The sequence below is a fragment of the Streptomyces sp. NPDC049879 genome (assembly GCF_044461265.1).
Classification (GTDB): domain Bacteria; phylum Actinomycetota; class Actinomycetes; order Streptomycetales; family Streptomycetaceae; genus Streptomyces.
This window is the reverse complement of the sequence record NZ_JBITKT010000004.1, coordinates 190535-215562: the sequence shown is the minus strand read 5'-3', so window position 1 is coordinate 215562 and position 25028 is coordinate 190535. Positions and strand designations below refer to the sequence as shown.

The window sequence follows — 25028 nt, the reverse complement described above, 5'->3', positions numbered from 1 at the left end:
GATCTGGCTGATTGTCGGTGCCGCCGGGTAACGTGGCGCGGCATGACGAAGATCCTCATCTCGGCCGACATGGAGGGGGCCACCGGCGTCACCTGGCCCGCCGACTGCCTGCCGGGGACGCCCGAGTGGCAGCGCTGCCGCCCGCTGCTCACCTCGGACGTGAACGCGGCCGTGGCCGGATTCCACGACGGCGGCGCCACCGAGGTGATCGTCAACGAGGCCCACATGACGATGCGCAACCTCCTGCTGGAGCGGCTGGACGACCGCGCCCAGCTCCTCACCGGCCGCCACAAGGCCCTCAGCATGGTCGAGGGAGTGCAGCACGGCGACATCGACGGCATCGCGTTCATCGGCTACCACACGGGCGCCGGCGACGAGGGCGTCCTCGCCCACACCTACCTCGGCAACTCGCTGACCGGCGTCTTCGTGGACGGCGTCCGGGCGAGCGAGGGCCTGCTGAACGCGCTGGTCGCCGCCGAGTACGGCACCCCGGTCGTCCTCGTCACCGGCGACGACCGCACCTGCGACGACGCCGCGCGCTGGGCCCCCGGCGCGGTGGGCGTCGCCGTCAAGGACTACGTGTCGCGCTACGCCGCCGTGTGCCGCACCCCGGCGCGCACCGCCGCCGACATCCGCGCGGGCGCCGCCAAGGCCGTCGCGCTCGCCACGCGCCACGACCCCGAGCCGCCGCGCGAGCGCCTGATCGAGATCGAGTTCGACGCCGAGCACCTGGCGGGCTCCGCCGCCCTGGTCCCCGGCGTCGAGCAGACCGGCCCGTGCCGCGTGGCGTACCGGGCCGCGACCATGTACGACGGAATCCGGTGCTTCAAGACGGTCACCACCATGGTGTCCGCCGCGGTGGAGGAATGGTATGGCTGAGCAGCGCACGGGACGGCACACGGACCAGGACACGGGCCAGGACACGGCGGGGCACGTCGACGGCACGGCGCTGGACGAGGCGGTCCGCTTCACCTCCGACCTCATCCGCCTCGACACCACCAACCGGGGCGGCGGCGACGGCGTCGAACGCCCCGCCGCCGAGTACGTCGCCGAACGGCTGGCGGAGGCGGGCCTCGAACCGCTGCTGCTGGAGAAGGCCCCGGGCCGCACCAACGTCGTCGCGCGCGTCACCGGCTCCGACCCGGCCACCGACGCCCTCCTCGTCCACGGCCACCTGGACGTCGTGCCCGCCGACGCGTCCGAGTGGAGCGTCCCGCCCTTCTCCGGCGAGATCCGCGACGGCGTCGTCTGGGGCCGGGGCGCCGTGGACATGAAGGACTCGGACGCCATGGTCCTGGCCGTCGTCCGCGCCTGGGCGCGCGCCGGGATCAGGCCGCGCCGCGACATCGTCCTCGCCTTCACGGCGGACGAGGAGGACACCGCCGACTACGGCTCGGGCTTCCTCGTCGGCGAGCACCGCGACCTGTTCGACGGCTGCACCCAGGCCATCGGCGAGTCGGGCGCCTACACGTTCCACCCCGGCGACGGCCGCCGCATCTACCCCGTCGCCACCGGTGAGCGCGGCACGGCGTGGCTGCGCCTGTCCGCGCCGGGGCGCGCCGGGCACGGCTCGCGCGTCAACCGGGAGAACGCCGTCACCCGCCTCGCCGCCGCCGTCCACCGCATCGGCGAGCACACCTGGCCCCCGCGCCTCACCGCCACCGTCCGCGCCGCGCTCACCGAGCTGGCCGCCCTCTACGGCGTGCCCCTGCCCGACCTGGACGACGACGACCCGGCCGTCCTCGCGCCCGCCCTGGACGGGCTGGTCGCCGCGATCGGCCCGGCGGGAAGCCTCGTCGCCCCCACCCTGCGCAACAGCGCCAACCCCACGATGCTCGCCGCCGGATACAAGGTGAACGTCATCCCGGGCAGCGCCACCGCGCACGTGGACGGCCGCGTCCTCCCCGGCTGGGAGGACGAGTTCACCGCGACCATGGACGAGCTGACGGGCCCGGACGTCACCTGGTCGTACCAGCACCACGAGATCCCGCTCGAAGCACCCGTGGACGGCCCGGCGTTCGCCACCCTCAGCGAGGCGCTGCTGCACTTCGACCCCGGCGCGCACGTCATCCCGTACTGCATGTCAGGCGGCACGGACGCCAAGCAGTTCTCCCGCCTCGGCGTCAGCGGCTACGGCTTCATGCCCCTGCGGATGCCCGAGGGGTTCGACTACCAGGCGATGTTCCACGGCGTGGACGAACGGGTGCCGGTGGACGCCCTCCACTTCGGCACACGGGTGCTCGACCGCGCGCTGCGCGCCCTCTGACCACGGGCCCGGCGCCCCACAGGCCGCGACAAGGAGACGGAAGACCCATGGACCGCGCACCGTACGGCAGCTGGACCTCGCCCATCGACGCCGCCCTCGTCGCGGACCACGACGGGAAGCCCGAGTACGTCGGCGCGGTCGGCGACGAGCTGTGGTGGACCGAGCCGCGCCCGGCCGAGGGCGGACGGCGCGCCCTCGTGCGGCTGGCGCCGGACGCCGGGGCGCCCGAGCCGGTGCTCCCCGCGCCGTGGAACGTCCGCAGCCGCCTCATCGAGTACGGCGGCGTCCCGTGGGCCGCCGTCGCGCGGGAGGACGGCGGCCCGCTCGCCGTCTTCGCCCACTTCGCCGACCAGCGGCTGTACGCCGTCGAGCCCGATGCGCCCGGCGGCCAGGAGCCGCGCCCGCTGACGCCCCTGTCACCGGTCGGCGGCGGGCTGCGCTTCGGCGACCTGCGCGTCGAGGGCGACGAGGTGTGGTGCGTGCTGGAGGAGTTCACCGGGGAGGGCCCCGGCGACGTGCGCCGCGTGCCGGTAGCCGTCCCGCTGGACGGGTCGGCGGCAGGTGACCGGTCGGCCCTGCGCGAGCTGGCGCCCGAGCGGCACCGCTTCGTCACCGGACCCCGGCTCTCCCCGGACGGCCGCCGCGCCGTCTGGCTCGGCTGGGACCACCCGCGCATGCCCTGGGACGGCACCGACCTGATGCTGGCCGACGTCACGCGCGGCACGGACGGCGCCCGCCTGCTCAGCGGCGCGCGCGTCCTCGCGGGCGGCGACACCGAGTCCGTCGCCCAGGCCGAGTGGGCGCCGGACGGCACGCTGCTTGCGGTCAGCGACCGCGGCGGCTGGTGGAACCCGTACCGCGTGGACCAGGACAGCGGCGCGATGACCGCCCTGTGCGCGCGCGAGGAGGAGTTCGCCGACGGGCTGTGGCGCATCGGGTACCGCTGGTTCGCGCCGCTCGCGGACGGCACGCTCGCCGTGCTCCACGGCAAGGGCCGGGCCAGGCTCGGCGTGCTCGACCCGGCGAGCGGCGAGCTGGCCGACGTGCCGGGACCGTGGACCGAGTGGCAGCCGTCCCTCGCCGTCCAGGGCACGCGTGTCACCGGCATCGCCGCCGGACCCGACCGGGACCACGAGATCGTCCGCCTCGACACCGCCACCGGCCACTGCGTCGTCCTCGCCCACGAGCACCGCGACGCGGTCGACCCGGCGTACTACCCGCTGCCGCGCGCGGGGACCGTCACCCGCCCCGACGGCCGCGAGGTCCACGCGCAGGTCTACCCGCCGCGCCACCCGGCCACGACGGGCACGGACGGCGCGCTGCCCCCGTACGTCATCTGGGCGCACGGCGGGCCCACCTCGCGCGCGCCGCTCGTCCTCGACCTGGAGATCGCCTACTTCACCTCGCGCGGCATCGGCGTCGCCGAGGTCAACTACGGCGGCTCCACCGGCTACGGGCGCGCCTACCGCGAGCGGCTGCGCGGCGAGTGGGGCGTCGTGGACATCGAGGACTGCGCCGCCGTGGCCGCCGCGCTCGCCGACGAGGGCGCCGCCGACCCGGCGCGCATCGCCATCAGGGGCGGCAGCGCGGGCGGCTGGACGACGGCCGCCTCCCTGGTCGCCCCCTCGGTCGCGGGCCGCTACGCCTGCGGGGCCATCAGCTACCCGATCCTCGACCTGGCCGGCTGGGCGGAGGACGAGACGCACGACTTCGAGTCCCACTACCTGGAGTCCCTGGTCGGGCCCCTGGCGGAGGTGCCGGAGCGCTACCGCGACCGCTCCCCGGTCGGGCACGCGGACCGGATCACCGCGCCGTTCCTGCTCCTCCAGGGGCTCGACGACGTGATCTGCCCGCCCGCCCAGGCCGAACGCTTCCTCGCCGAGGTGGCGGAGCACGGCGTGCCGCACGCGTACCTGACGTTCGAGGGGGAGGGCCACGGCTTCCGCAGGGCGGAGACCATCCGGCGCGCGCTCGAAGCCGAACTTGCTCTGTACTGCGCGGCGTTCGGCATCGAACGGTCCGACGTCCCGCCGCTCGCCCTGACGGCGGGCACGGCAGGCATGACGGGAACGGCGGCGGAGGGCGTGACGGCCTGACCTGCGCCCCGGCTCAGGACGCGGACTCCAGCACCTCCCTGAGCCGGGCCAGGTCGGCGGCGACGGCCTCCCCGTCACGCCGGAAGTCCGCGTCGTCCATGCCCGGCCGCCGCCGCAGGGTGAACAGGACCTCGCTCGCCGCCCCGTCGGCGATCACACGGACCGGGTTGTACACGACCTCGCCCGAGGGCAGTGTGACGTCGTGGTCGAGCACGCCCAGGTCGTTCGGCGGCGCGAAGTCGATCCCGACGCGCCCCAGCGGGGACTCGTCGGCGATCCAGCGGCCGCCGGTCCGCCGGACGGACCGGCCCAGGCCGTGCGCCCACGCGGGCAGGTTGGCGGGGTCGGAGGCGTAGGCGTAGACGTCCCGGGGGGTACGGGCGATGCGGATGCTGAGGTGGCGGGATTCCCCGCTGCTGTCGTGCATGCCCGTGACGGTAGGGCACCGCGGCCGCCGCGCTCTTGGACGAAACGGCCGTCCTCCCGCGGGCGGAGCACGCCCGCGTCCGCCCGTCCACCCGTCGAACTGATCGGCGCCCGCCGCGCCGCCGCCCTTCCGTACGGCGGACGCGGACACACCGCCACGGCCGCGCCGCCCGCGCACACCGCCCCCGCCCGGTACCGTCACCGGGCGGACACGCGGGGTGAACGCGCCCGGCGGCCCGTCCGCGGGCGAAGGAAGGACCGGAAAGGGACGCATGGCTGAGATCGAACAGATGACGACGGCGCTGCGCGCGCTGGAGTCCGCCGTCCGGCTGCTGGGGGAGGAGCAGCAGCGCCTCGACGAGCTGCACGGGCGGCCCGCCGCGTACGACCGCTCCGCCGGGGGCCCGCAGCAGACGCTCACCGGCATCCGCGAGCTGCACTCCGCCGCCGCCCGCGCGGCCGAGGCGCTCGCCAGGGCGGTCGGCTACCGCGCCGCCGGGCTCGACCGCGCCGCCGCCCGCGCCGAGGAGCAGGCGTCCGCCCGCCCGGCGGGCCTGCCCGGCGGGGTCGACCGGATGGCGCGCCCGCTGGGCGAGCGGACCGTCGAGGCCCTGGCGCTCATCCGCGACCTGTCCTGGTTCGGCCCCGAGGTCGGCGTCGAGATCGACGTCTGCCTCGCCGCCCCGCAGGCCACGTACCCGCCCGACGACTGGGACGCCTACCAGCGCGCCCGCGCCTGGCAGCGCGGACGGAGGTGACCCTGGCAGGTCACCGGTGACGGCGCCCGTGGCGGCGGGCATGCTTCCCGGCATGACACCCGACACCACGCCCACGGGCCCCACCGCCCCCACCGCCGCCCCCGAGCCCTCGCCCCGGGTCAGCGACCCGAAGGAACTGCTGCTCGGCTACCTCGACCACTACCGCGGCGTGTTACTCGCGAAGGTCGCGGGACTGACGGAGGAGCAGCTCGGCAGCTCCCGGCTCCCGTCCGGCTGGACGCCGCTCCAGCTGCTCTGGCACCTCCAGCGCGTCGAACGCCGCCTGATGATCTGGGGCTTCCTCTCCGAGGACGTGCCCGACCCGTGGGACGACCACCGGCAGGACGGCCGGTGGACCGTGCCGCAGGGGCTGACGGTCGCCGAGGTCACCCGCCTGTTCCGCGACCAGGCCGAGCGGACCCGGGCCATCGTCACGGCCGCCGACCTCGCCGACACTGCCCCGGCCGGCGGCCGGTTCCAGGAGGAGGAGGCGCCGACGCTCGGCTGGATACTCCACCACCTGCTCCAGGAGTACGCGCGCCACGCGGGCCACCTCGACATCGTCCGCGAGCTGGCCGACGGCGGGACGGGCGAGAACGGCGTGTAGCGCCCGTGCGGCGGCGCGGGACGGGCACATCGCCCGAACGGCGCAGACCGCGGCACTCATGGCGAGCGGGACAAAGGGGTACACGGCTCCCCACGGCAGGGGAGAGATCCCCGCACAGTCGACGAACAGGAGGAAGTCCCATGACCACCGCCGCCGACATCATGACCCCCGGCGCCCAGTGGATCTCCGAGGACGACACCCTCGAACGGGCCGCCCAGCTCATGCGCGAGCTGAACGTGGGCGCGCTGCCCGTCAGCGACGGCGACGAGCGCATGTCCGGCATCATCACCGACCGCGACATCGTGGTGGACTGCGTCGCCACCGGCGGCGACCCGTCGCAGGTCACGGCCGGTGACCTCGCGCAGGGCACCCCGCGCTGGATCGCCGTGGACGCCGAGCTGGACGAGATTCTGCACGAGATGGGCGACGCCCAGGTCCGCCGCCTCCCCGTCATCGACGGCGACAAGCGGCTCGTCGGCATGATCAGCGAGGCCGACCTGGCCCGTGAGCTGTCCGACGACCAGCTGGCCGACTTCGTCGTCAGCGTCTACGCCGCCTGACGCGCGGCGCGGGTCCGTCCACCGGACCGCCCCCGGGGACCCGGCGCATCGCCGCCGGGCCCCCGGCGCGGTCCCTCCCGCCAGGCGGATTCCGGCCACCGCTCGCATCCTGGTGTCATGACGTCCAGCCCGCGCAGCAGCACCGGAACGCCCCGGGCGTTCTGGACGCGGGGCCGCATCATCATCGCGGCTCTCGCCGTCCTGACGCTCGTCTTCATCTTCGAGAACACCCGGCGCACGAGGATAAGGCTCCTGGTGCCCGAGGTGACGATGCCGCTGTGGCTGGCCCTGTTCGCCACCGCCCTGATCGGCCTGATCTGCGGCCTGTACTGGGCGCACATGCGCAACCGCGACCAGGGGCGCTAGCCGGCGGCGCGTGCGACGTGCGCGCATGCGGGTGAGCGTTTAAACGATGTGACCGGTGTTGACCTGGTGCTTGAATGATCTTCATGATAATTCTCGCGCTTGTCGCCGTCCTCCTCACCGTCGTCCTCGGCTGCCTGATGGCCGGGACGTTCTTCGGCTTCTCCGTCTCCGTCATACCGGGGCTCGACGCCATCGACCCCACCGAAGCCGTCCGGGCGATGCAGAGCATGAACGAGAAGATTCTCAACCCGCTGTTCCTCACCGCGTTCGTCGGCGTGCCGCTCGCCGCGGCCGGGGCGGGCGCGCTGCTGCTGTCGATGGGGCACCGCGCCGCCGGTGTGCTGTTCCTCGTGGCCGCGGCCGTGTACGTCTTCGGTGTCTTCATGCCCACCGGCGCGGTCAACGTGCCGATGAACGACGTCCTGGCCGCCGCCACGCCGTCGCCCGAGGCGTGGGCGGACTTCTCCGGCCGCTGGGCGCGGTGGAACGCCCTGCGGACGGTCGCGAGCACCGCGACCGTCGTCCTCGCCGCCCTCGGCATCCACCTGTGGCGCCAGGGGCGGTGAGCACCGGGGGCGCGGCCGTCAGACCCGGCAGACCAGCTCGCCGTGCAGCGACGAGAACCAGCCGTCGGCCGCCGCCCCCCACTCCCGCCACGCCGCCGCGACGGACTCCAGCAGCTCCGGCGTCGCGTGGCCCCCGTCCACCGCGTGCCGCGCGTAGTCGGAGGACGTCGTGCGGTCCGCCCACAGGCTGCTCCACCACTCACGCTCGACGGCCTCCGCGTGGCACCACGCGGAGGCCGTCGCCGTCACGTCGGTGAAGCCCGCCGCGTACGCCCAGGACAGCAGGCGGCGTCCCGCGTCCGGCTCCCCGCCGTTGGCGCGCGCCACCCGCCGGTACAGCGCCAGCCACTCGTCGAGGACCGGCGCCTCCGGGTACCAGGTCATCGCCGCGTAGTCCACGTCCCGCACGGCGACCACGCCGCCGGGGCGGCACACCCGCCGCATCTCGCCCAGCGCCCGCACCGGGTCGGCCACGTGCTGGAGGACCTGGTGCGCGTGCACGACGTCGAACGAGTCGTCCGGGAAGTCCAGCGCGTGCACGTCCGCCACCGCGAACCGCACGGACGTCAGCCCGCGCGCCTCCGCCTCCGCGCGGGCCGCGGCGAGCACGTCCTCGGCGCGGTCCACGGCGGTCACCTCGCCGGGCGCGACGCGCTCCGCGAGGTCGGCCGTCAGGGTCCCGGGGCCGCAGCCGATGTCCAGGAGCGCCTGCCCCGCGCGCAGCTCGGGCAGCAGGTAGCCCGCTGAGTTCTCCGCGGTGCGCCAGCGGTGGGAGCGCAGCACCGACTCGTGATGTCCATGGGTGTACGTGGCTTCCGGCATGCCCCGCACTCTCCTCCTGTCTCGCATGGTGAGCAACAATGTTCCAGAATGCGGACGCGTTCACCGGATCGGCCCAGTGCCGGGGGCGCTGGATTGCCGCCCGCCCCCGGCGTACCGGTCCATGGGGGGAGGGGAGGGACCGGCGCGACGACCGGCGGGACGGCCGGGGAAAGGAGCCGCATGCCGGACCGGCCGCGACGCACGGGACGGGCACGGCCCGCCGGCCCCGCCACGCCGCCCACCGCGCTCCGCCCGCTGTACGAGCGCCGCCGCTGGCCGCGCGACTTCGCCGACCGCCTGACCGCGCCGCTCCCCGGGCTGCGCACCCTCGTCCGCGCCGCCCGCCGGGGCGCGCTGCGCCCGTCCGCCGCGACGGTCGGCGGCACCGCCGGGCTGCCGTACGCCCCCGGCCCGCTGCCCCACGCGCCGCCCGGCGGCATCGCCGTGACGTGGGCGGGGCACGCGAGCTGGGTCGTCCGCACGGGCGGCCTGACCGTTCTCACGGACCCCGTCTGGTCGACGAAGATCCTGGCCACGCCACCCCGCCTCACCCCCGTCGGCGTGCCGTGGGAGGACCTGCCGCCTGTGGACGCGGTCGTCATCTCCCACAACCACTACGACCACCTGGACCTGCCGACCCTGCGCCGCCTGCCGCGCGACACGCCGCTGTTCGTCCCGGCCGGGCTGGCCGCCTGGTGCCGCCGCCGGGGGTTCGCGCGCGTCACCGAACTGGACTGGTGGGAGGCCGCCGAGCTGCCCGCGCCCGGCGGCGGCACCGTACGGTTCGATTTCGTGCCCGCCGACCACTGGTCCAAGCGCACCCTGCTCGACACCTGCCGCTCGCTGTGGGGCGGCTGGGTCATGACCGACCCGCGCGGGCGGCGCGTCTACTTCGCCGGGGACACCGGCTACGGCCCGTTCCTCCTGGACATCGGTGCGCGCTTCGGCCCGGTGGACATCGCGCTGCTGCCCATCGGCGCGTACGACCCGCCGTGGCTGCTCGGCCCGGTCCACACCGACCCGGAGGCGGCGGTCCGCGCCTGCGCGGACGTGGGGGCCCGGCGGATGGCGCCGATGCACTGGGCGACGTTCCTGCTGTCGTCCGAGCCGCCCCTCGAACCCCTGATCCGCCTGCGGACCGCCTGGCGCGCCACCGGGCGCCCCGCCGCCGAGCTGTGGGACCTCCCGGTGGGCGGCTCCCGCGTGCTCGGCCCCGACGAGTAGCGCGCCGGTGTCACGCCCGCGCCGCCCGCCCCCCGTCCTGGCCGTCGCCGCCGGGACCGCGCAGGCGGCGCCAGACGGCGGGCGCGGCGCCGATCAGCACCGTCACCGACACGGCCGCGACCACGCCCTGCCACGGGTGGGGGAAGAGCGCGCCGCCCAGCATGCCGAGCAGCTGGTACGTCGCTGCCCACGCGAGGGCCGCAGGAAGGTTTCCGCGCAGGTAGGTCCGCATCGGCATCCGCGCCAGCAGGCAGGCGAGCATCACGGGGATGCGCCCGGCCGGCACCAGCCGGGAGACGAGCAGGACCGTCGTACTGCCCCGTGCGAGCCGTTCCTCCGCGCGGACGAGCCGGTCGGGCGCGACCTGCTCGTGCATGCGGTCGAGCCACCGCGACCCGTTCCGCGACCTGACGCCGCGCCCGCCGAGCCAGTAGAGCGTCGCGTCGCCGAGGAACGCCGCTGCCGCCGCCGTCACGAAGACGCCGAACGAGGCCAGGAGCGGGTCCGCGTGGTGGACCGCGACCGCCGCCGCGGAGCTGACCGCCGCGCCGGTCGGCACCACGGGCACCAGCGCCCCCAGCAGCACCAGCAGGAACAGCGACGGATACGCCGTCGCCTGCTGCGTCGCCTCCGGCGTGACCGTGCCCGAGGCGGCGAGGCCCGCCGTGCCCAGGCCCAGGCCCGTCACCACCGGGGTCACCCGCGCACCCCGAGCCGGACGCTGCCGCCGTGTTCGAGCCGGTGCACCCGTACCCCGGGCGCCAGCCTGGCGGCCTGCCGCACGAACTCGTCGCCGGGCGAGTGGAACTCGTGGGGCCGCACGCACGTCATCCCCAGGGGCCAGTACGTCCCGTAGTGCACCGGCACCGCGTCGCGCGGGCGCAGCCGCGCCAGCGCCTCGGCGGCGCGCTCGGCGTCCATGTGGCCGTGCCCGAGCCCCGGGCCCCAGCCGCCGACCGGCAGCAGCGCCATGTCGACGGGGCCGGTCTCCCGTTCCATCGCCTCGAACAGGTCGGTGTCGCCCGCGTAGTACGTCCGCGCCTCCCCCTCCACCACGTACCCGAGCGCCGGGACGCGGCTCGGGCCGAACGGCAGCCGCCGCCCGTCGTGCTCGGCGGGCACCGCGCGCACGGTCACCCGCCCCACAGGCACCCTGTCCCCGGCGGACACCTCGCACACGTCGAGCCGCCCCGCGAGCCGCCGCAGCCCCGGCACGGCACGGCACGCGCCGCGCGGCACGAGCAGCGGCGTGCCGGGCGCGAGCCGCGCCAGCGAGCGGATGTGCAGGTGGTCGGCGTGGAGGTGGGAGATCACGGCGGCGTCGGGCGTACGGGTCGCGGACGACGGCAGGGCGCCGCGCCGCCTGCGCAGGTGGGCGAGGCGCCGGGTGAGGAGCGGGTCGGTCAGCACGCTGGTGCCCGAGTCGCGGATGGTGACGGTCGCGTGGCCCCACCAGGTGATGTCCACCGGCACCGCGTCCCCTTTCCGCCCCGGCACGTCGTACGCGTCCGCGTCCAGTCGTACGGGTCCAGGATGCCAGGGTGGGCACGCGGGCGGGACGGACGGGGAGCGATGTGGAGAATTGGTGTCCGGAGGAAAGGCGGTAGGTGCGGGTGAGAGGGTGGCGCAACGGCGGGGCGGTGCTGCTGCGGGTCCTGGTCGTCTGGGCGGCCAGCACGGTGACGCTGGTCCTGCTCGCCTGGCTGATGCCGGACTTCTCGCTCCAGTCGGCCGACGGCGACAGCTTCACCAAGGTGGGCGTGACCGCGGCCGCGGGCGCCGGGCTCTTCGGCCTGCTCAACGCGCTGGTGTGGCCCTGGCTGGTCCGCGCGCTGCTGCTCGCGCCCGCCCTCGCGCTCGGCGTGCTGGTCTTCCTGCTCAACGGCTGGTTCCTCGTCTTCGCGCTGAGCGTGGTCCCCGCCGGGCGCGGCGGGCCGCCGACCGGGACGGCGGTGGTGATCGCCGCCGTGATGTCCACCGTGTCCTCGGCCACCAGCACGTTCCTCGCCGTCCGCGTGCGCGGGCAGCAGCGCCGCCGGATGCGGCGCCTGGCGGGCTGGCGCGCGACCCGGGGCACGCCGCCGCGCACCCGCGCGGCCGGCACCGTCTTCCTCCAGCTCGACGGCATCGGGTACGACGTGCTGACCGAGGCGCTCACCGGCCCGCGCCCGCTGATGCCCACGCTGGCCGGGCTGTACGGCACCACCCACCGGCTGACGCCGTGGCGCACCGACTGGTCGAGCCAGACGGGCGCCGCGCAGCTCGCCATCCTCCACGGCAGCAACCACGACGTGCCCGCGTTCCGCTGGTACGAGAAGGAGTCGGGCGAGGTCGTCGTCAGCAACCGCCCGTCCAGCGCCGCCGAGCTGCAGCGCCGCGCCGTCACGCGCAGCGGCGACCCGGGGCTGCTCGCGTACGACGGCGCGAGCCGGGGGAACCTCTTCAGCGGCGGCGCCGAGCAGGTCGCGCTCGTACTGTCCATGGCCGCGCGGCGCTCACCGGGCCAGCGGTCGCGCGCCGGGTACTTCGCGTACTTCTCCGATCCGGCGCACGCCGTCCGCACCGCCGCGTCGTTCCTGGCCGAGCTGGTGCGCGAGCCCTGCCAGGCGCTGCGGGCGCGGCTGCGCGGCGTGCGCCCGCGCGTCGGCCGCGGCGGGCTCTACCCGCTGATCCGCGCGTTCGCGACGGTCGTGCAGCGGGACGTCGTGACGGCGGCGGTCGTCGGCGACGTGCTGAACGGCCGCACCGCCGTCTACGCCGACCTGGTCGCCTACGACGAGGTCGCCCACCACTCGGGGCCGCGCGGCCGGGACACGCGGCAGGTGCTCCGCGCCCTGGACCGGTGTGTCGCGGCGGTGGCGGAGGCCATCGAGTACGCCCCGCGCCCGTACCACCTGGTGCTGCTGTCGGACCACGGGCAGAGCCAGGGCGAGACGTTCGAGTCGGCCTACGGGCAGACGCTCGGCGGCCTGGTGCGCGCCGGGTGCGGGCGGCCCGTCGCGGCGGGGGAGGGGGCGCGTCCGGCCCGCCGTCCCGAGGCGGGCGCCGAGGCGCGGGAGGCCGCCCGCGCGGCGCTGCGGCGGCCGGAACGCGAGGTGCCGAGGCCGCTGCCCGGCGACCCGGACCCCGGCAGCGCCCCCGCGCCGGTCGTGCTCGGCTCGGGGAACCTGGGGCTCGTCTCGTTCCCCGGGCTGCCGGGACGCGCCGACCGGGAGACCATCGAGGCGCTCCACCCCGCGCTGCTGCCGACGCTCACGTCCCATCCGGGGATCGGCTTCGTGCTGGTGCACAGCGCGGCGCACGGCCCCGTGGTGCTGGGCGCGGACGGCGCCGAGTTCCGGCTCGACTCGGGCGAGGTACGGGGCGCCGACCCGCTGGCGCCCTTCGGGCCCGGCGCGGCGGCGGCCGTACGGCGGGCGGCGTCGTTCCCGCACACCGCCGATCTGATGATCAACTCGGCGGTCGATCCGGACAGCGGCGCGGTCCACGCGTTCGAGACCCAGCTCGGCTGCCACGGCGGGCTCGGCGGCGAGCAGAACCGCGCGTTCCTGCTGTCGCCGCTGTCGCTGTCCCCGCCCGTCCCGGCGGCGGGCGCCGAGCCGCCGGGCGAACTGGTGGGCGCGGAGTCCGTCCACCGGGTGCTGCGGCGCTGGCTGCACGAGGCGATGGCCCACTCGGCGCGCCGAACGGGCACTCCGGCACCGGCCGCGCCGTAGCGTCGCGCGCCGAAGCCCGGACGCGGGAGCCGACGGCGGGAACGGTGCGTGCGGTCGCATGGCGGCGAAGCCGTTGACGGAGCAGGAGATCACGCAGGCCTACGAGCGGATCGAGGAGATCTCCCCGGCGCACGGCGCGGTCCGACGCGCCACCGCCGCCGCGCGGGACGGCGGTGGCGCGCGTGGCTCAGCCCGCGTCGAACTCGTCCGGGTGCGGGCCGACGCGGCCGTCCCGGTCGAGGCCGGCGAACGCCGTCATGTCGTCGCCGTCCAGCTCGAAGCCGAAGACGTCGAGGTTCTCGCGGATGCGGGAGGGCGTCACCGACTTGGGGATGACGACGTTCCCCAGCTGCAGGTGCCAGCGCAGCACGGCCTGGGCGGGCGTCACGCCGTGCTTCCCGGCGACCGAGGCGATGACCGGGTCGTCCAGCAAGCCCTTGCCCTGCCCGAGCGGCGACCAGGCCTCGGTGACGACGCCGAGTTCCTCGTCGGCGGCACGGGTCTCCGTCTGCTGGAAGTAGGGGTGCAGCTCGATCTGGTTGAGCGCCGGGACGATGCCGGTCTCGTCCTTCAGGCGGCGCAGGTGCGCGGGCGTGAAGTTGGACACGCCGAACGCCCGCAGGCGCTCGCGCGGGATCTCGGCGAAGGCGCGCAGGACCGTCAGGTAGTCGTCGCGCATCGGGCGCGGCCAGTGGATCAGGTACAGGTCCAGCCGGTCGAGGCCGAGGCGGGCGAGCGAGGCGTCGAACTCCCGCAGGACCGCGTCGCGTGTCCAGGCGGTGGAGGCGCTGTTCCACAGCTTCGTCGTGATGAACAGGTCCTCCCGCGGCAGTCCCGACGACGCGAGGGCGCGGCCGACGCCCTCCTCGTTGCCGTAGGCCTGGGCCGTGTCGATGCTGCGGTAGCCCGCCGCCAGGGCGGCGGTGACGGCGGACTCGGCCTCGTCGTCGGGGACCTGGAAGACGCCGAAGCCGAGCTGCGGCATCGTGACGTCGTCCGTGAGACGGACGGTGGGGATCGCTGGAGTGCTCACGTGCTGACTGTCCTTCTCTGATCGGCTGTGTCTTGTCGGTGCCGTGGCTTGTCGCCGCCGAATGATCGAGGGGCTGTTCGTCCCGGTGGCCCACGGTCTGCCGCGCGCTTCGACGGGCCCGGTGGGACCGGTCGTGCGGGGGAGGAGAGAATGTCCGCCGTGCGCAGACTGGCCCGTTTCATCGACCCGTACATCGTGCTGCTGCTCGGCACGGTGGGAATCGCCGCGCTGCTCCCCGCGAGCGGCCCGGCGGCCGACGCGGCGGACGGCGCCGCCACGGGCTTCATCGGGCTGCTGTTCTTCCTCTACGGCGCGCGGCTGTCCACCCAGGAGGCGGTGGACGGGCTGCGGCACTGGCGGCTGCACCTCACCATCATCGGCTGCACCTTCCTCCTCTTCCCGCTCTTCGGCCTGGCGGCCAGGGGACTCGTACCCTGGCTGCTGCCGCACGACCTCTACGAGGGCCTGCTCTTCCTGTGCCTGGTCCCCTCGACGGTCCAGTCCTCGATCGCCTTCACGTCGATAGCCAGGGGGAACGTCGCCGCCGCCATCGCCGCCGGGTCGTTCTCCAGCATCATCGGTGTCCTGGTCACCCCGCTGCTCGCCGCCACGCTGATCGGCGCCAGCGGCGGCTTCTCGGCCGACGCGCTGCTCGGCATCGCGCTCCAGCTGCTGCTGCCGTTCGTGCTCGGCCAGCTCCTGCGGCGCTGGATCGGCGGGTTGGTGCGGCGGCACCGCGCGGTGCTGTCCCTGGTCGACCGGGGCTCGATCCTCGTCGTGGTCTACGCGGCGTTCAGCGAGGGAATGAACGCGGGCGTCTGGCACGAGGTGAGCTGGCCCCGGCTGCTCGCGCTGCTCGGCGTCGAGGCCGTCCTGCTGACGTGCATGCTCACCCTGACCCGCTGGGGCGCGCGCCGGCTCGGCTTCGGGCGCGGCGACCGGATCGCGATCGTCTTCGCCGGGTCCAAGAAGTCCCTCGCCGCCGGGCTGCCCATGGCCAGTGTGATCTTCGGCGCGCACGCGGCGCTGGCGGTGCTGCCGCTGATGGTGTTCCACCAGATGCAGCTGATCGTCTGCGCCGTCCTCGCGCGCCGCTGGTCCCGCGATCCGGAGGCGCGGGCGGCGGCCGCGCGCGAGACGGCGGACGACGCCGCGTCCGGCTGAGTCAGGCCCCGGCGCCCTGCCGGGCGGGGAGCACCAGGCGTTCGGCGCCCGCGTACACGTTCATCGACGCGCCGCGCAGGAAGCCGACGAGCGTCAGGCCCGCCTCCGCCGCCAGGTCCACGGCCAGCGACGACGGCGCCGACACCGCCGCGAGCACCTGGATGCCGGCCATCACCGCCTTCTGCACCAGCTCGAACGAGGCGCGGCCCGACACCAGCAGCACCGCGTCCGACAGCGGCAGCAGCCCCTGCTCCAGCGCGCGGCCGACGAGCTTGTCCACCGCGTTGTGCCGCCCCACGTCCTCGCGCACGTCGAGCAGCCGCCCCTCGGCGGTGAACAGCGCCGCCGCGTGCAGGCCGCCCGTGCGGTCGAAGACCCGCTGGGCCTCCCGCAGCCGGTCGGGCAGCGCCGCGAGCACCGAGTGCGGCACGCGCGGCCCGCCGGTCAGCGGCAGCGGCCAGCGCGCGGTGGTGCGCACGGCGTCCAGGCTCGCCTTGCCGCACACGCCGCACGACGAGGTGGTGTAGACGTTCCGCTCCAGCCCGTCGAGCATGCCGTCGGGCAGCGTCACGCCGTCCGCGAGCCGGACGTCCACGACGTTGTACGTGTTGGCGCCGTCCTCGCCCGTCGCGCCCGCGCAGTACGTGACGCGCGACAGCTCGCCGCGCGCCCCCAGCACGCCCTCGGACACGAGGAAGCCCGCGGCGAGCGCGAAGTCGTCGCCCGGCGTGCGCATCGTGACGGCGAGGGGGCGGCCGTTCACCCGGATCTCCAGCGGCTCCTCGCCGACCAGGGTGTCGGCCCGTTCGGACAGGGCGCCGTCCCTGACGCGGACGACGCGGCGGCGTTCGGTGACCCTTCCCATGCGGCCATCATGCCCCCGCGCGGCGCCGGGGACGCCGCGCGGGGGGCCGGGCACCGGCGGGTCTCAGCCGTGCGCGCGCAGGCTCTCGGGCGGGCCGAGGTAGCTGGGCCGCAGGCCGCCGGTGTCGATGATCAGCTTCTGCAGCACGACGGTCGGGTCCACCATCCAGAACTTCAGGGTGTGGCGGCCGGGCGCGGCGAGGGTGTGGGTGGTCGTGGTGACGTTCACGTTGTCCGACGTGTTGCGCTCCCACTGGCGGTTCATGGCCGTGTCGTCCGCCCCGGTGGCCGCGACGACGTCCACGCGCCGCGGCTCGTCGCCGTCGAAGGAGATGGCGTACACCAGCTCACCGCCGGGCAGGACGCCGTTGCGCGGCGAGAGGTGGACGTGCACCGTGACCTCGCCGGCCGTGAAGAGCGTCACCTCGTACTCCAGGCGCGGCGACCTGCCGCCGCCCGGTGTCTGCCGGGGCGCGGTGACGGGGAGGGGCGTCATGCCGTCGCCCGTGCGGCCGAGGTCGGGTATCCGCGTCCAGCGCACGCCGGGGCCGTCCACGGCGCGGTCGTGGTGCGCGGCCTCGACGGACACGTAGCCGTTCGCCTCGACGAAGCCGGCCAGCCGCCGCCGCGGCACCTTCGGGTCGAACACCACCGCGAGCACCTCGACGGACGTGCCCGCGCCGGTGACCGTCAGCGGCACGGTGGTCCGGCCGCGCGGCGCGGCGCCGAAGTCCACCGTCACCTCGGCGCGCACCTGCGTGCCGACCGTACCGGACGGCTCGGACACCGAGATCCACGGCACGGGCGACGTGATGCGGTACTCGAACGGCTCCGAGCCCCGGTTGAACACCTCGACGTACTGCGCGGGCTGGCTCTGGTAGGGGCTGAACTCCGGCAGCACGGCGGCCTCCCGCGCGTCCGGCCACCACGCCGCCGACCCGTCCACGGCCACCCCCAGCTCGGCCCCGGGGCGCGCCGTCACGCGCCGCACCGGCGGGTACACCTCGTCGGGCAGCGCCACGTTGTCCCGCTCCGGCTGCTGCCAGGGGGCGTTGGGCCCGTAGCGCTCCACGTCGCCGTAGCCGATCTTCGGCTGGGTCTGGAAGCCCTGCCACTTCCCGTCCGCGAGCGTGTTGTTGTAGTAGTCGGACATGGCCTGGTCGTCGGCGAAGCGGGCGTCCGTCGCGTCGGCCAGGGCGTTGGCCGACGTCCTGCCCTGGGCCGCGTGGTGCAGGTTGGTGAACTCGGCGGCGCGCAGCGCGTACAGGTTGGCCGTCGCCTCCACCTGGTACTGGACCAACTGGTAGTAGGCGTCCTGGTGTTCGGCGGGCAGCTCCTCGCCGATCCGCTGCGCCCGCGCGTCGAGCCGCTCCCACTCGGCGGTGACGCGCTCCAGCTCCCGGTAGTCGGTGAGGCTGAACGGGGTGGCGCGGTCGTCGTAGACGACGGCCGAGGGGTCGGTGGCCGGGTCCTTGGCCGGGTCGAGCGTGATCCGCCGGTTCAGCAGCTCGGGTTTGCGGCGGGCCTGGAGGCGGCCGTACTCGTGCAGCACCTCGGCGATGGCGTCGGCGTGCGCGGGGCCGAAGTTCTCGGCGGCGTACCGCCGTTCCCAGGCGCCGAGCCGGTCGATCGACCAGCGGCGCGGGTCCCACGCGTAGTCGAGGAAGAACTGGAGCGGCAGCTCCTCGGCCTTCATGTCACCCACGTTGACGACCCACAGCCGGTCGACGCCCGACTGGTGGGCGAGGTTGAGCTGTTCCCAGGTGGACGCGAGGTTGACGGTGTCGACCCACTTGTAGTTGCGCCCGCCGCCGACGTAGTCGAAGTGGTAGTACATGCCGTAGCCGCCGGACCGTTCCGGCAGGGCGGGGTCCGGGATCTTCCGCAGGTTGCCCCAGTTGTCGTCGCAGAGGATGACCGTCACGTCGTCCGGCGGCCGCAGCCCCTCGTCCCAGTAGCGCTGCACCTCCTTGTACAGCGTCTGCACCTGCGGGACGCCGGTGATGTCGGGGCCGGCCAGCTCGCGGAGGATCTCGCGCTGCGCGGCGAGGATCGACTCCATCAGCTCGATGCCGTCGCCGTCCGGCAGGCTCACGTCGCCGTTGCCGCGCATGCCGAGGGTGACGACGCCCTCGAAGCCCTGGTCGACCATGCGCCGGATGCCGTCGCGCCAGTACGCCCTGATCGCCTCGCCGTTGCGCCGGAAGCTCCACTCGCCGGTGCCGCCGTACGGGTCGCGGCCCGGCACGGTGATGTTGCCGTCCGCGTCGCGCTGCGCGGCCACCGCGTGCCGGTTCCACTCCTCGATGCCGCGCATCATCGGGGCCTCGTGCGAGGTGCCCATCACGATGCCGTACTCGGCGGCGACGGCATGGTTGCGCGGGTCGTCCTCGGCGAACGCGCGGCCCCAGACGGCGGGCCAGAAGTAGTTGGCCCGCAGCCGCAGCATCACCTCGAAGACCTGCTTGTGGAACTCGGCGTTGAACCCGCCCTCGTACCCGGGGGCCCGTCCCGGGCCGAAGAACGCCGGGGCCCAGGTGCCGAGCGCCGGGTTCTCGTCGTTGATGAAGAAGCCGCGGTACTTCACGGCGGGCGTGCCCTGGGTGTGCCGTCCCGGCAGCGCGAACACCCGCTCGTGGCGTGGGATCGGCACGTCGTCCCACCAGTACCAGGGGGAGACGCCGAGCTGCCGCGACATCTCGTAGATCCCGTAGATCGTGCCGCGCGGGTCGCTGCCCGCGATGACCAGGGCGCGGCGCACGCCGGGCAGCGGGTCGCGGACGAGCTGCTCGCGCGTCGTCTCCCAGCGGCCCGCGATGCCGTCCACGTCGAGCTTGCCGTCCGCGACGAGGCGGTCGATCAGCGGGCTGCGGCCGAGGGTGCCGACGATGACGGCCGCGTCCTGCCGCGGCGGCGGCCGGTCGTGGGCGACGGCGGGCTCGGCGCCGGTGACGCGGGCGATGTCCGCGCGCAGGTCGCCCGCGGCGCGCAGCACGCCGGGGTGGTCGGCGCCGCTGACGACGAGGGGGACGGCCCGGCCGCCCGTCACCAGCGGCAGGCTGCCGGGCTGCCACGAGGTCGAGATGAAGTCGGACGGCAGCGGGGACGAGGGGGCGCCCCGGCCTGCGGGAGCGGCGTGCGCGTCGGCGGTCACGGCACCGGTCGCGGCGACGGTGAGGGGGAGGAGTCCGAGGAAGGTACGGCGGCTCGTCATGGTGTGGCTCCACACGGGGGAGGGACCAAAAGTTTTCAGACGGTTTCCGGAACGTTCCCGCCCGAAGCTAACGACGAGTCATGCGCAGGTCAATACTCGGGAACGCCGCTACCGGCCCGTAGCCTCCTGACGTGCGGCAGCGCCCGGAACGGGGCCCTGCGCGCCCGGTGTCGGTGTACTGAAAACTTTTCAGGCCGGGAGGCCCGACGCCCACCGGGGCTGTCCGTTCGGGCTCCGTTCCCGTTGCCTCGGCGACCGGGCGCACCGGCCGTTCCGTCCGGCGGTCCAGGCCCCGGTCTCCCGTGGCGTGGCGGATTAGCCGGGCGGCGGAGTGGACATGCTCCGGGAGAATGCCCTTGACGCCCCGCCGGGACCGCTCGACAATCCCTCGCGGGCCCCCGGTGGACGGCCGGGCTCAGGGATGGACGGATCGGACGGGGGTTCCATGAACGACGGAGGATCGCCGGCAGGCTGTCCGGTTCCCCGCCTACCCCTGCTGACCTCCCGCCGTCACATCGACCTGCTGCGTGTGTGCAGCACGGGCTGTCCCCGCCGCTGAGCGGCACCGGCACACCGGCGCGTCCCCCGCCGTTCACCGTGCCCTTCTCCCGCGCCACGTCCTCCCGTGTCCCGGCGTTCCCCGGCGCCGGTCGCCCGGCCCCGGCGCGTGCCCCCGCCGCGCACCGCCTCCCGTCCCGTCCGCAGCCCTTCCCAGGGAGTGTCATGCCCCAGCACGTGCCCGACTCGTCGAACCCGCCCGCCCAGCCCTGTGCCGAGGCCCAGTCCATCAGGGGACGGATCGGCCCCGACGCCGACCACGGTTTCCACCCCGCCCCGCACCGCTACCACCTCTACCTGGCGCTCTCCTGTCCGGAGTGTCTGCGCATCGCGATCACCCACACCCTCCTCGGGCTCGACGACCGGCTGCCCGTGACGTACCTCCCCGCCGTACCCGACATGCGCAACGGGGGCTACCACGCCCTGCGCGGCGCCTACGCGGCGACCAGCCACGCGTACCACGGGCCCTCCGCCGCCCCCGCGCTGACGGACCGCTGGACGGGGCGCGTCGTCAGCAACCACGCGGCGGACATCACGCACGACCTGGCCGTCCGCTTCCCCGGCGACGGTCCTGACCTGCGCCCGCACGGGCTGCGGCGGCGGATCGACGCCGTGGTGGAGCTGTGCGACGAGGCGGTCACCGAGGCGGCGCAGCGCGCCGGGGAGGCCAGCCCCGACCCGGGGCGCGGGCCCGCGCTGGCGCGGCTGCTGGGGGCGCTCGACCAGGTGGAGGGGTGGCTCGCGGACGGGCCGTTCGTGCTGGGCGACGCGGTGACGGCGGCGGACGTCCACCTGTGGGTGACGCTGGTGCAGCTCGACCTGGTGCACCGCTGGCACCTGGACGCGGACGCCGTGCACCGCATCGCCGCGCACCCGCGCGTGTGGGCGTACGCGCGGCGGCTGCTGGCCCACCCGGCGTTCGGCCCGCTGCTGCGGCCGGGGGACATCACGCGGCGGCACCACCACCAGTGCGCGGGCCTTGAGGCGGCGGGTGCGGCCGTGCAGATCGTCGACTGGACCGCCGCCGAGGCGCTGACCCCGGCACCGGTCCACCCGGGCCGCTGAGCCGCCGGGCGCGGAGTGGCGCGTGTCCCCCGGGCGTGGTCCGCCCGGGGGTCACAGGCCGAGCTGGTCGCGTATCGCGTCGGAGTCGCGCAGGGCCCAGTGCTCCACGATCCGCCCGTCGCGGACGCGGACCATGTCCATGCCGAGGACCGCGTAGTGCCGGCCGGAGGCCGTGTGGGTGCCGCGGGTGGTGTACCGGTTGACGGAGGTGTCGCCCGCGACGACGTTCTGCTCGATCGTCACCGACACGTCGTGGAACGCGCTGTCCGCGCCCATCCGCTCCCACTTCCGCCGCCAGGCGGCGCGCCCGTGGTGGTCTCCCTGCGTGCCGCCCCGGTGGTCGAGGACTTCCGGGTCGATCAGTGCCAGGGCGTCGTCGAGCCGCCCGGCGAGGACCTCTCCGTAGCTCTCGACGACGCGCCTGTGCACCTCTCCCGGGCCCGGTGGTGCGGCGTTCTCCGCTTCCTGCGGCATGCGGGACCTCCTGTGCCGGATACTGCGGGACGGGAAACGGGGGGTTCCCCGTTTCCGTGGTTCGGCTACCGTAACCGGGGAAGTCCCCGTTTCACAAGGAGAGCCATGCCCCCGCGGAACGACCCTGCCGCGCCGCGTCCCGGACCCCGGCGCCGCCGCGCGGACGCCCAGCGCAACCACGACCTGCTCGTGGCCACGGCCAGGGACGTCTTCCGCGACCAGGGCGTCGACGCCCCGCTCGACGACATCGCCCGCCGGGCCGGTGTCGGCAACGCGACGGTGTACCGGCACTTCCCGACGCGCCGCGACCTGATCGTCGCCGTCTACGCCGGAGAGGTGGCCGAACTGCTTGCGCGCGCCGAGGAGTTGCAGGCCGGTGAGGCTCCCGGCGACGCCCTCTTCGGCTGGCTCCTGGAGTTCATCGCCCACGTCGCGGCGAAGCGGGAACTGGCGCTGTCGATCCCCGACGACCCGGCCGGGCAGCGCTCGGCCCTGTTCGACCAGTGGCACCGCTCGATGCGGGCCGCCGCGTCGGCGCTGCTCGCGGGTGCCCAGGCCACCGGCGCCGTCCGCCGCGACGTCGACACCGCCGAACTGCTCGCCCTGGCCAACGGCATCGCCCTGACCGCCACCGAGGCCACCCCGGCGGAGCAGCTCCTGCTCCTCGTTCAGCGGGGCCTCGCCGGTCAGGGCGCGGACCAGGGTCCGTCCCCCGGGTCCGGACGGCGACGACCGTGACCACCGACCGAGGGCGTACGCCTCCCGCGACCGCCAGGTCGCTGACGGACGTCCCTTCGTCCTTGTCGAGACGGCTGAGAACGGCGTCCGCGAGGGGGGCGAGGTCGCCGTTGCCGCCAGGTCTTGCGCACTCGCCGCCTCAGCCCCGCACCCCACGAGCCGCCGCGCCGCCGACTCGGTCCCTTCGATGTCGCCGCTCGTGTCTTCACGCGGATGCGCGGCACGAGTTGCGCGGCTGAGACCGCACAGAGGGACGCCGACCGCCCGGCCCGCCGTCCTGGTCGGCTCGTCGCACGGCCGAAGCGGGGCGGCTACGTGCGTCGCGGGTGTTCGGCGGCAGGGGGTCCCGGCCGGCGTCGCGCATGTCCACCGCCTGGTCGGCCAGCAGCTCGGGTACCACCCGGCGGCCGGTGCGCGGGGCGTTGACCGTCTCCACGGCCCTGACCTGCCGCTGCCGCAGGTGGAACAGGGCGAAGGGAGGCCGCGCGGGGTCGCCCCGGAGCACCGGCCAGTCGCGGTCTCAGGTCGTACTGTCCGGCCAGAAGCACGGCCCCCATCGCCAACGCTCGTCGTCGCCGCGCGCGGTCGCCGAGGGGCCCTGCCGCCCGCCGCGCTCCATCGGCCGGGCTCCGGGGGCCGACGAGCGACCGCGAGCCTGTCGGCGCGCCCCTCAGCGGGCGGCCGCACTCGGGGGAGGGGCGAGGCGGATGATCCGGTCGGCGGCCTGGGACATGAGCGCCGTGTCGTGGCTGACGACGATCAGGGCCGTGCCCGCGTCCGCCGCCGCGCGCAGCAGCCGCAGCACCGCCGCCGCCGTCACCGTGTCGAGCGCGGAGGTCGGTTCGTCGGCCACGAGGAGGGCGGGCCGCGCGGCGAGCGCCCGCAGGATCGCGACGCGCTGGCACTGTCCTGTGGACAGCTCGGCGGGGCGGGCGCGCGGATCGACGCCGGTCAGCCCGGCCGAGTCGAGCGCCGCGCGGGCCGCGGCGACGGCGGCGGCACGGCCCCGCGCTCCGGACCGTCCGCGCGGCTCCGCGAGCGTGCGCCACACCGGCCAGCGGGGGTCGAGACCGGCGCGCGGGTCCTGGTCGACGGGCATCACCCAGCCGCCGCGCGGCGACCGGCGGCGGCCGTCGCTCCACACCGGCGCGCCCGCGTGGAGCAGTTCGCCCGCGTCGGGCCGTTCGATCCCGGCGAGCAGCCGCAGCGCCGTGGACTTGCCCGCGCCGGACGGCCCGGTGAGGGCGAGGAACTCGCCAGGACGCACGTCGAGTCCGAGGTCCGACACCACCGTTCCCGCGCCCGGGTAGCGGCGGGTCAGGCCGCGCGCCGTCACGACCGGCGGACCGCCGCGCGCCGGGCGGCGCGGCGGCGTACGGGGCGCGGGCAGCGCCTCGACCAGTGCGACCGCCGCCGGGTGCGCGGGGCGTGCGAGGACATCGGCCGCCGGGCCGTCCTCGACGATCCGCCCCTCGTGCAGCACGGCGATCCGGTCGGCGACCGTACGCGCCAGCCGCAGGTCGTGGCTGACCATCAGCAGCGCGCGGCTGTCCCGGCGCAGCGCGGTCAGCACGCCGTCGGCCAGGTCGGCGTCCAGCGCGCTCGTCGGCTCGTCGGCGAGCGTCAGGAGCGGGGTGTGTGCCCCGGCCGCCGCGATCGAGGCGCGTTGCAGCATGCCGCCCGACCAGGCGTGCGGGCGGTGCCGCGCGCGGCGGGCGGCGTCGGCGATGCCGAGGGCCGTGAGGCGTTCCGCCACCGCGTCCCCGGGCGGCCCGCCGCCCCTGGCGCGCCACGCCTCGGCGACGTGGTGGCCCACCGACCGCAGCGGGTCGAACGAGGCGAACGGGTCCTGCCCCACGTACCCGACCGTCCCGCCGCGCAGCCGCCGCAGTGCCCGCTCGGGGGCGCCCACCACCTCCGTGCCGCACACCACCGCGCTGCCCGTGACCTGCGCCGAGGGCGGCAGGAGGCCGAGCAGGGCGCGCAGGAGCGTCGTCTTGCCGGAACCGGACGAGCCGACCACGACGACGCACTCACCGGCGCGCACGCGGAGCCGTACGTCTCTCAACGGCTGGGCGCCGCTGGGTCGTTCGACGGCCAGCCCTCGCACATCGAGCACGACGCGCCCGCGCGGTCCGTCCGTCACCTGTCCGCCTCTCGCCGTGTCCGGCCCCGGGGCTCCGCGTCCCCCGCCGCGCCGCACGCATCCACGCGCGGGGACTGCCGTATCGGGTGCGACATGCCGGCGCCGCTGTGGTGTTGACCTGTCTGGTGCCGGATTCCTCGCACAGCTCGCCCGCGCGGTCCGTCCGGCTGCCAGGTCGGGAGCGCCGACCACGGTCCGCACAGGACGTTCCCGCGCGTCGCTGTGCCTCGACCCGGCGGTGGCGGGAACAACGGCCGCTTCGTGCCGGGCGGTTGCCCATCACTTCCCGGATCCTGTGCGCGGCCTGTACGAACAGCTCGTGCGTCACAGGGGACCTTCCCCGGCCGGTTTCCGCTGGTGGCGTG

23 protein-coding genes are annotated in these 25028 nt (G+C 75.3%); 13 read left to right on the top strand and 10 right to left on the bottom strand.

Features of this window, described 5'->3' with window-relative positions; translation table 11 throughout:
* The first annotated feature begins 42 nt into the window (after nt 1-42).
* The 3 genes from ACIBPC_RS15820 to ACIBPC_RS15810 are packed head-to-tail and all read left to right on the top strand — an operon-like array spanning nt 43 to nt 4362.
* The gene (locus ACIBPC_RS15820; protein WP_362966451.1) at nt 43-879 is read left to right on the top strand and encodes a M55 family metallopeptidase; all 837 of its coding nucleotides are present in this window, start codon (nt 43-45) and stop codon (nt 877-879) included.
* Complete coding sequence (locus ACIBPC_RS15815; RefSeq protein WP_398844796.1) at nt 872-2266, top strand: M20/M25/M40 family metallo-hydrolase; 1395 nt, start codon at nt 872-874, stop codon at nt 2264-2266. The genes ACIBPC_RS15820 and ACIBPC_RS15815 overlap by 8 nt, the downstream gene beginning before the upstream one ends.
* Before the next feature lie 47 nt (nt 2267-2313).
* Entirely contained in the window at nt 2314-4362 is a 2049-nt protein-coding gene (locus ACIBPC_RS15810; protein ID WP_398844793.1) for an LpqB family beta-propeller domain-containing protein, read from the top strand.
* A 13-nt stretch (nt 4363-4375) separates the two neighbouring features.
* Here the strand turns inward: ACIBPC_RS15810 and ACIBPC_RS15805 are convergent, their stop codons facing one another.
* Complete coding sequence (locus tag ACIBPC_RS15805) at nt 4376-4789, bottom strand: SRPBCC family protein (protein ID WP_398844791.1); 414 nt, start codon at nt 4787-4789, stop codon at nt 4376-4378.
* A 271-nt stretch (nt 4790-5060) separates the two neighbouring features.
* On the opposite strand from ACIBPC_RS15805, the gene ACIBPC_RS15800 reads away from it, so the two are divergent.
* The 5 genes from ACIBPC_RS15800 (at nt 5061) to ACIBPC_RS15780 (ending at nt 7645) form a co-directional block, all read left to right on the top strand.
* Complete coding sequence (locus tag ACIBPC_RS15800; protein ID WP_362966443.1) at nt 5061-5546, top strand: hypothetical protein; 486 nt, start codon at nt 5061-5063, stop codon at nt 5544-5546.
* Nucleotides 5547-5598: 52 nt separating this feature from the next.
* Complete coding sequence (locus tag ACIBPC_RS15795; RefSeq protein WP_398844789.1) at nt 5599-6153, top strand: DinB family protein; 555 nt, start codon at nt 5599-5601, stop codon at nt 6151-6153.
* Between the two features lie 140 nt (nt 6154-6293).
* Nucleotides 6294-6713, top strand: coding sequence for a CBS domain-containing protein (locus tag ACIBPC_RS15790; RefSeq protein ID WP_398844786.1), 420 nt, complete (start codon nt 6294-6296; stop codon nt 6711-6713).
* 117 nt (nt 6714-6830) lie between these two features.
* A complete protein-coding gene (locus tag ACIBPC_RS15785) occupies nt 6831-7079 on the top strand; it encodes a hypothetical protein (protein ID WP_362966437.1) in 249 nt (82 codons plus the stop codon).
* Between the two features lie 83 nt (nt 7080-7162).
* Nucleotides 7163-7645, top strand: coding sequence for an anthrone oxygenase family protein (locus ACIBPC_RS15780; RefSeq protein ID WP_362966435.1), 483 nt, complete (start codon nt 7163-7165; stop codon nt 7643-7645).
* An 18-nt stretch (nt 7646-7663) separates the two neighbouring features.
* On the opposite strand, the gene ACIBPC_RS15775 is transcribed toward ACIBPC_RS15780, so the two are convergent.
* Nucleotides 7664-8467 carry a methyltransferase domain-containing protein gene (locus ACIBPC_RS15775; RefSeq protein ID WP_362966433.1) on the bottom strand — a complete coding sequence of 268 codons (804 nt, stop codon included), beginning with the start codon at nt 8465-8467 and terminating at the stop codon, nt 7664-7666.
* Nucleotides 8468-8647: 180 nt separating this feature from the next.
* Here ACIBPC_RS15775 and ACIBPC_RS15770 point away from each other — a divergent pair, with 180 nt between their 5' ends.
* A complete protein-coding gene (locus ACIBPC_RS15770) occupies nt 8648-9691 on the top strand; it encodes an MBL fold metallo-hydrolase (RefSeq protein ID WP_398844781.1) in 1044 nt (347 codons plus the stop codon).
* A 10-nt stretch (nt 9692-9701) separates the two neighbouring features.
* Here ACIBPC_RS15770 and ACIBPC_RS15765 read toward each other — a convergent pair whose 3' ends face one another.
* Both ACIBPC_RS15765 and ACIBPC_RS15760 read right to left on the bottom strand, forming a co-directional pair.
* Complete coding sequence (locus ACIBPC_RS15765) at nt 9702-10382, bottom strand: DedA family protein (protein WP_398845603.1); 681 nt, start codon at nt 10380-10382, stop codon at nt 9702-9704.
* A 5-nt stretch (nt 10383-10387) separates the two neighbouring features.
* The gene (locus ACIBPC_RS15760; protein WP_362966429.1) at nt 10388-11164 is read right to left on the bottom strand and encodes an MBL fold metallo-hydrolase; all 777 of its coding nucleotides are present in this window, start codon (nt 11162-11164) and stop codon (nt 10388-10390) included.
* Nucleotides 11165-11298: 134 nt separating this feature from the next.
* Here ACIBPC_RS15760 and ACIBPC_RS15755 point away from each other — a divergent pair, with 134 nt between their 5' ends.
* A complete protein-coding gene (locus ACIBPC_RS15755) occupies nt 11299-13407 on the top strand; it encodes an alkaline phosphatase family protein (protein ID WP_398844778.1) in 2109 nt (702 codons plus the stop codon).
* A 187-nt stretch (nt 13408-13594) separates the two neighbouring features.
* Here ACIBPC_RS15755 and ACIBPC_RS15750 read toward each other — a convergent pair whose 3' ends face one another.
* The gene (locus tag ACIBPC_RS15750; protein ID WP_398845600.1) at nt 13595-14392 is read right to left on the bottom strand and encodes an aldo/keto reductase; all 798 of its coding nucleotides are present in this window, start codon (nt 14390-14392) and stop codon (nt 13595-13597) included.
* Nucleotides 14393-14590: 198 nt separating this feature from the next.
* On the opposite strand from ACIBPC_RS15750, the gene ACIBPC_RS15745 reads away from it, so the two are divergent.
* A complete protein-coding gene (locus ACIBPC_RS15745; protein ID WP_398844776.1) occupies nt 14591-15604 on the top strand; it encodes a bile acid:sodium symporter family protein in 1014 nt (337 codons plus the stop codon).
* Between the two features lies 1 nt (nt 15605).
* Here ACIBPC_RS15745 and fdhD read toward each other — a convergent pair whose 3' ends face one another.
* Together fdhD and ACIBPC_RS15735 are read right to left on the bottom strand one after the other, a co-directional pair.
* On the bottom strand, nt 15606-16469 hold the full coding sequence (gene fdhD / locus ACIBPC_RS15740; protein WP_398844774.1) for a formate dehydrogenase accessory sulfurtransferase FdhD: 864 nt from the start codon (nt 16467-16469) through the stop codon (nt 15606-15608).
* Between the two features lie 63 nt (nt 16470-16532).
* Complete coding sequence (locus ACIBPC_RS15735; RefSeq protein WP_398844771.1) at nt 16533-19682, bottom strand: glycosyl hydrolase 115 family protein; 3150 nt, start codon at nt 19680-19682, stop codon at nt 16533-16535.
* 723 nt (nt 19683-20405) lie between these two features.
* Here ACIBPC_RS15735 and ACIBPC_RS15730 point away from each other — a divergent pair.
* Complete coding sequence (locus ACIBPC_RS15730; protein WP_398844768.1) at nt 20406-21305, top strand: glutathione S-transferase C-terminal domain-containing protein; 900 nt, start codon at nt 20406-20408, stop codon at nt 21303-21305.
* 51 nt (nt 21306-21356) lie between these two features.
* Here the strand turns inward: ACIBPC_RS15730 and ACIBPC_RS15725 are convergent, their stop codons facing one another.
* Nucleotides 21357-21779, bottom strand: a complete 423-nt coding sequence (locus tag ACIBPC_RS15725; RefSeq protein ID WP_398844765.1) for an ester cyclase — start codon at nt 21777-21779, stop codon at nt 21357-21359.
* Between the two features lie 105 nt (nt 21780-21884).
* Here ACIBPC_RS15725 and ACIBPC_RS15720 point away from each other — a divergent pair, with 105 nt between their 5' ends.
* A complete protein-coding gene (locus ACIBPC_RS15720) occupies nt 21885-22517 on the top strand; it encodes a TetR/AcrR family transcriptional regulator (RefSeq protein WP_398844762.1) in 633 nt (210 codons plus the stop codon).
* 205 nt (nt 22518-22722) lie between these two features.
* Here ACIBPC_RS15720 and ACIBPC_RS15715 read toward each other — a convergent pair whose 3' ends face one another.
* Both ACIBPC_RS15715 and ACIBPC_RS15710 read right to left on the bottom strand, forming a co-directional pair.
* The gene (locus ACIBPC_RS15715; protein ID WP_398844761.1) at nt 22723-23022 is read right to left on the bottom strand and encodes a hypothetical protein; all 300 of its coding nucleotides are present in this window, start codon (nt 23020-23022) and stop codon (nt 22723-22725) included.
* A 165-nt stretch (nt 23023-23187) separates the two neighbouring features.
* Nucleotides 23188-24663 (bottom strand): ABC transporter ATP-binding protein, encoded by a 1476-nt coding sequence (locus tag ACIBPC_RS15710; protein WP_398844758.1) that lies wholly within the window; start codon nt 24661-24663, stop codon nt 23188-23190.
* Between the last annotated feature and the right edge of the window lie 365 nt (nt 24664-25028).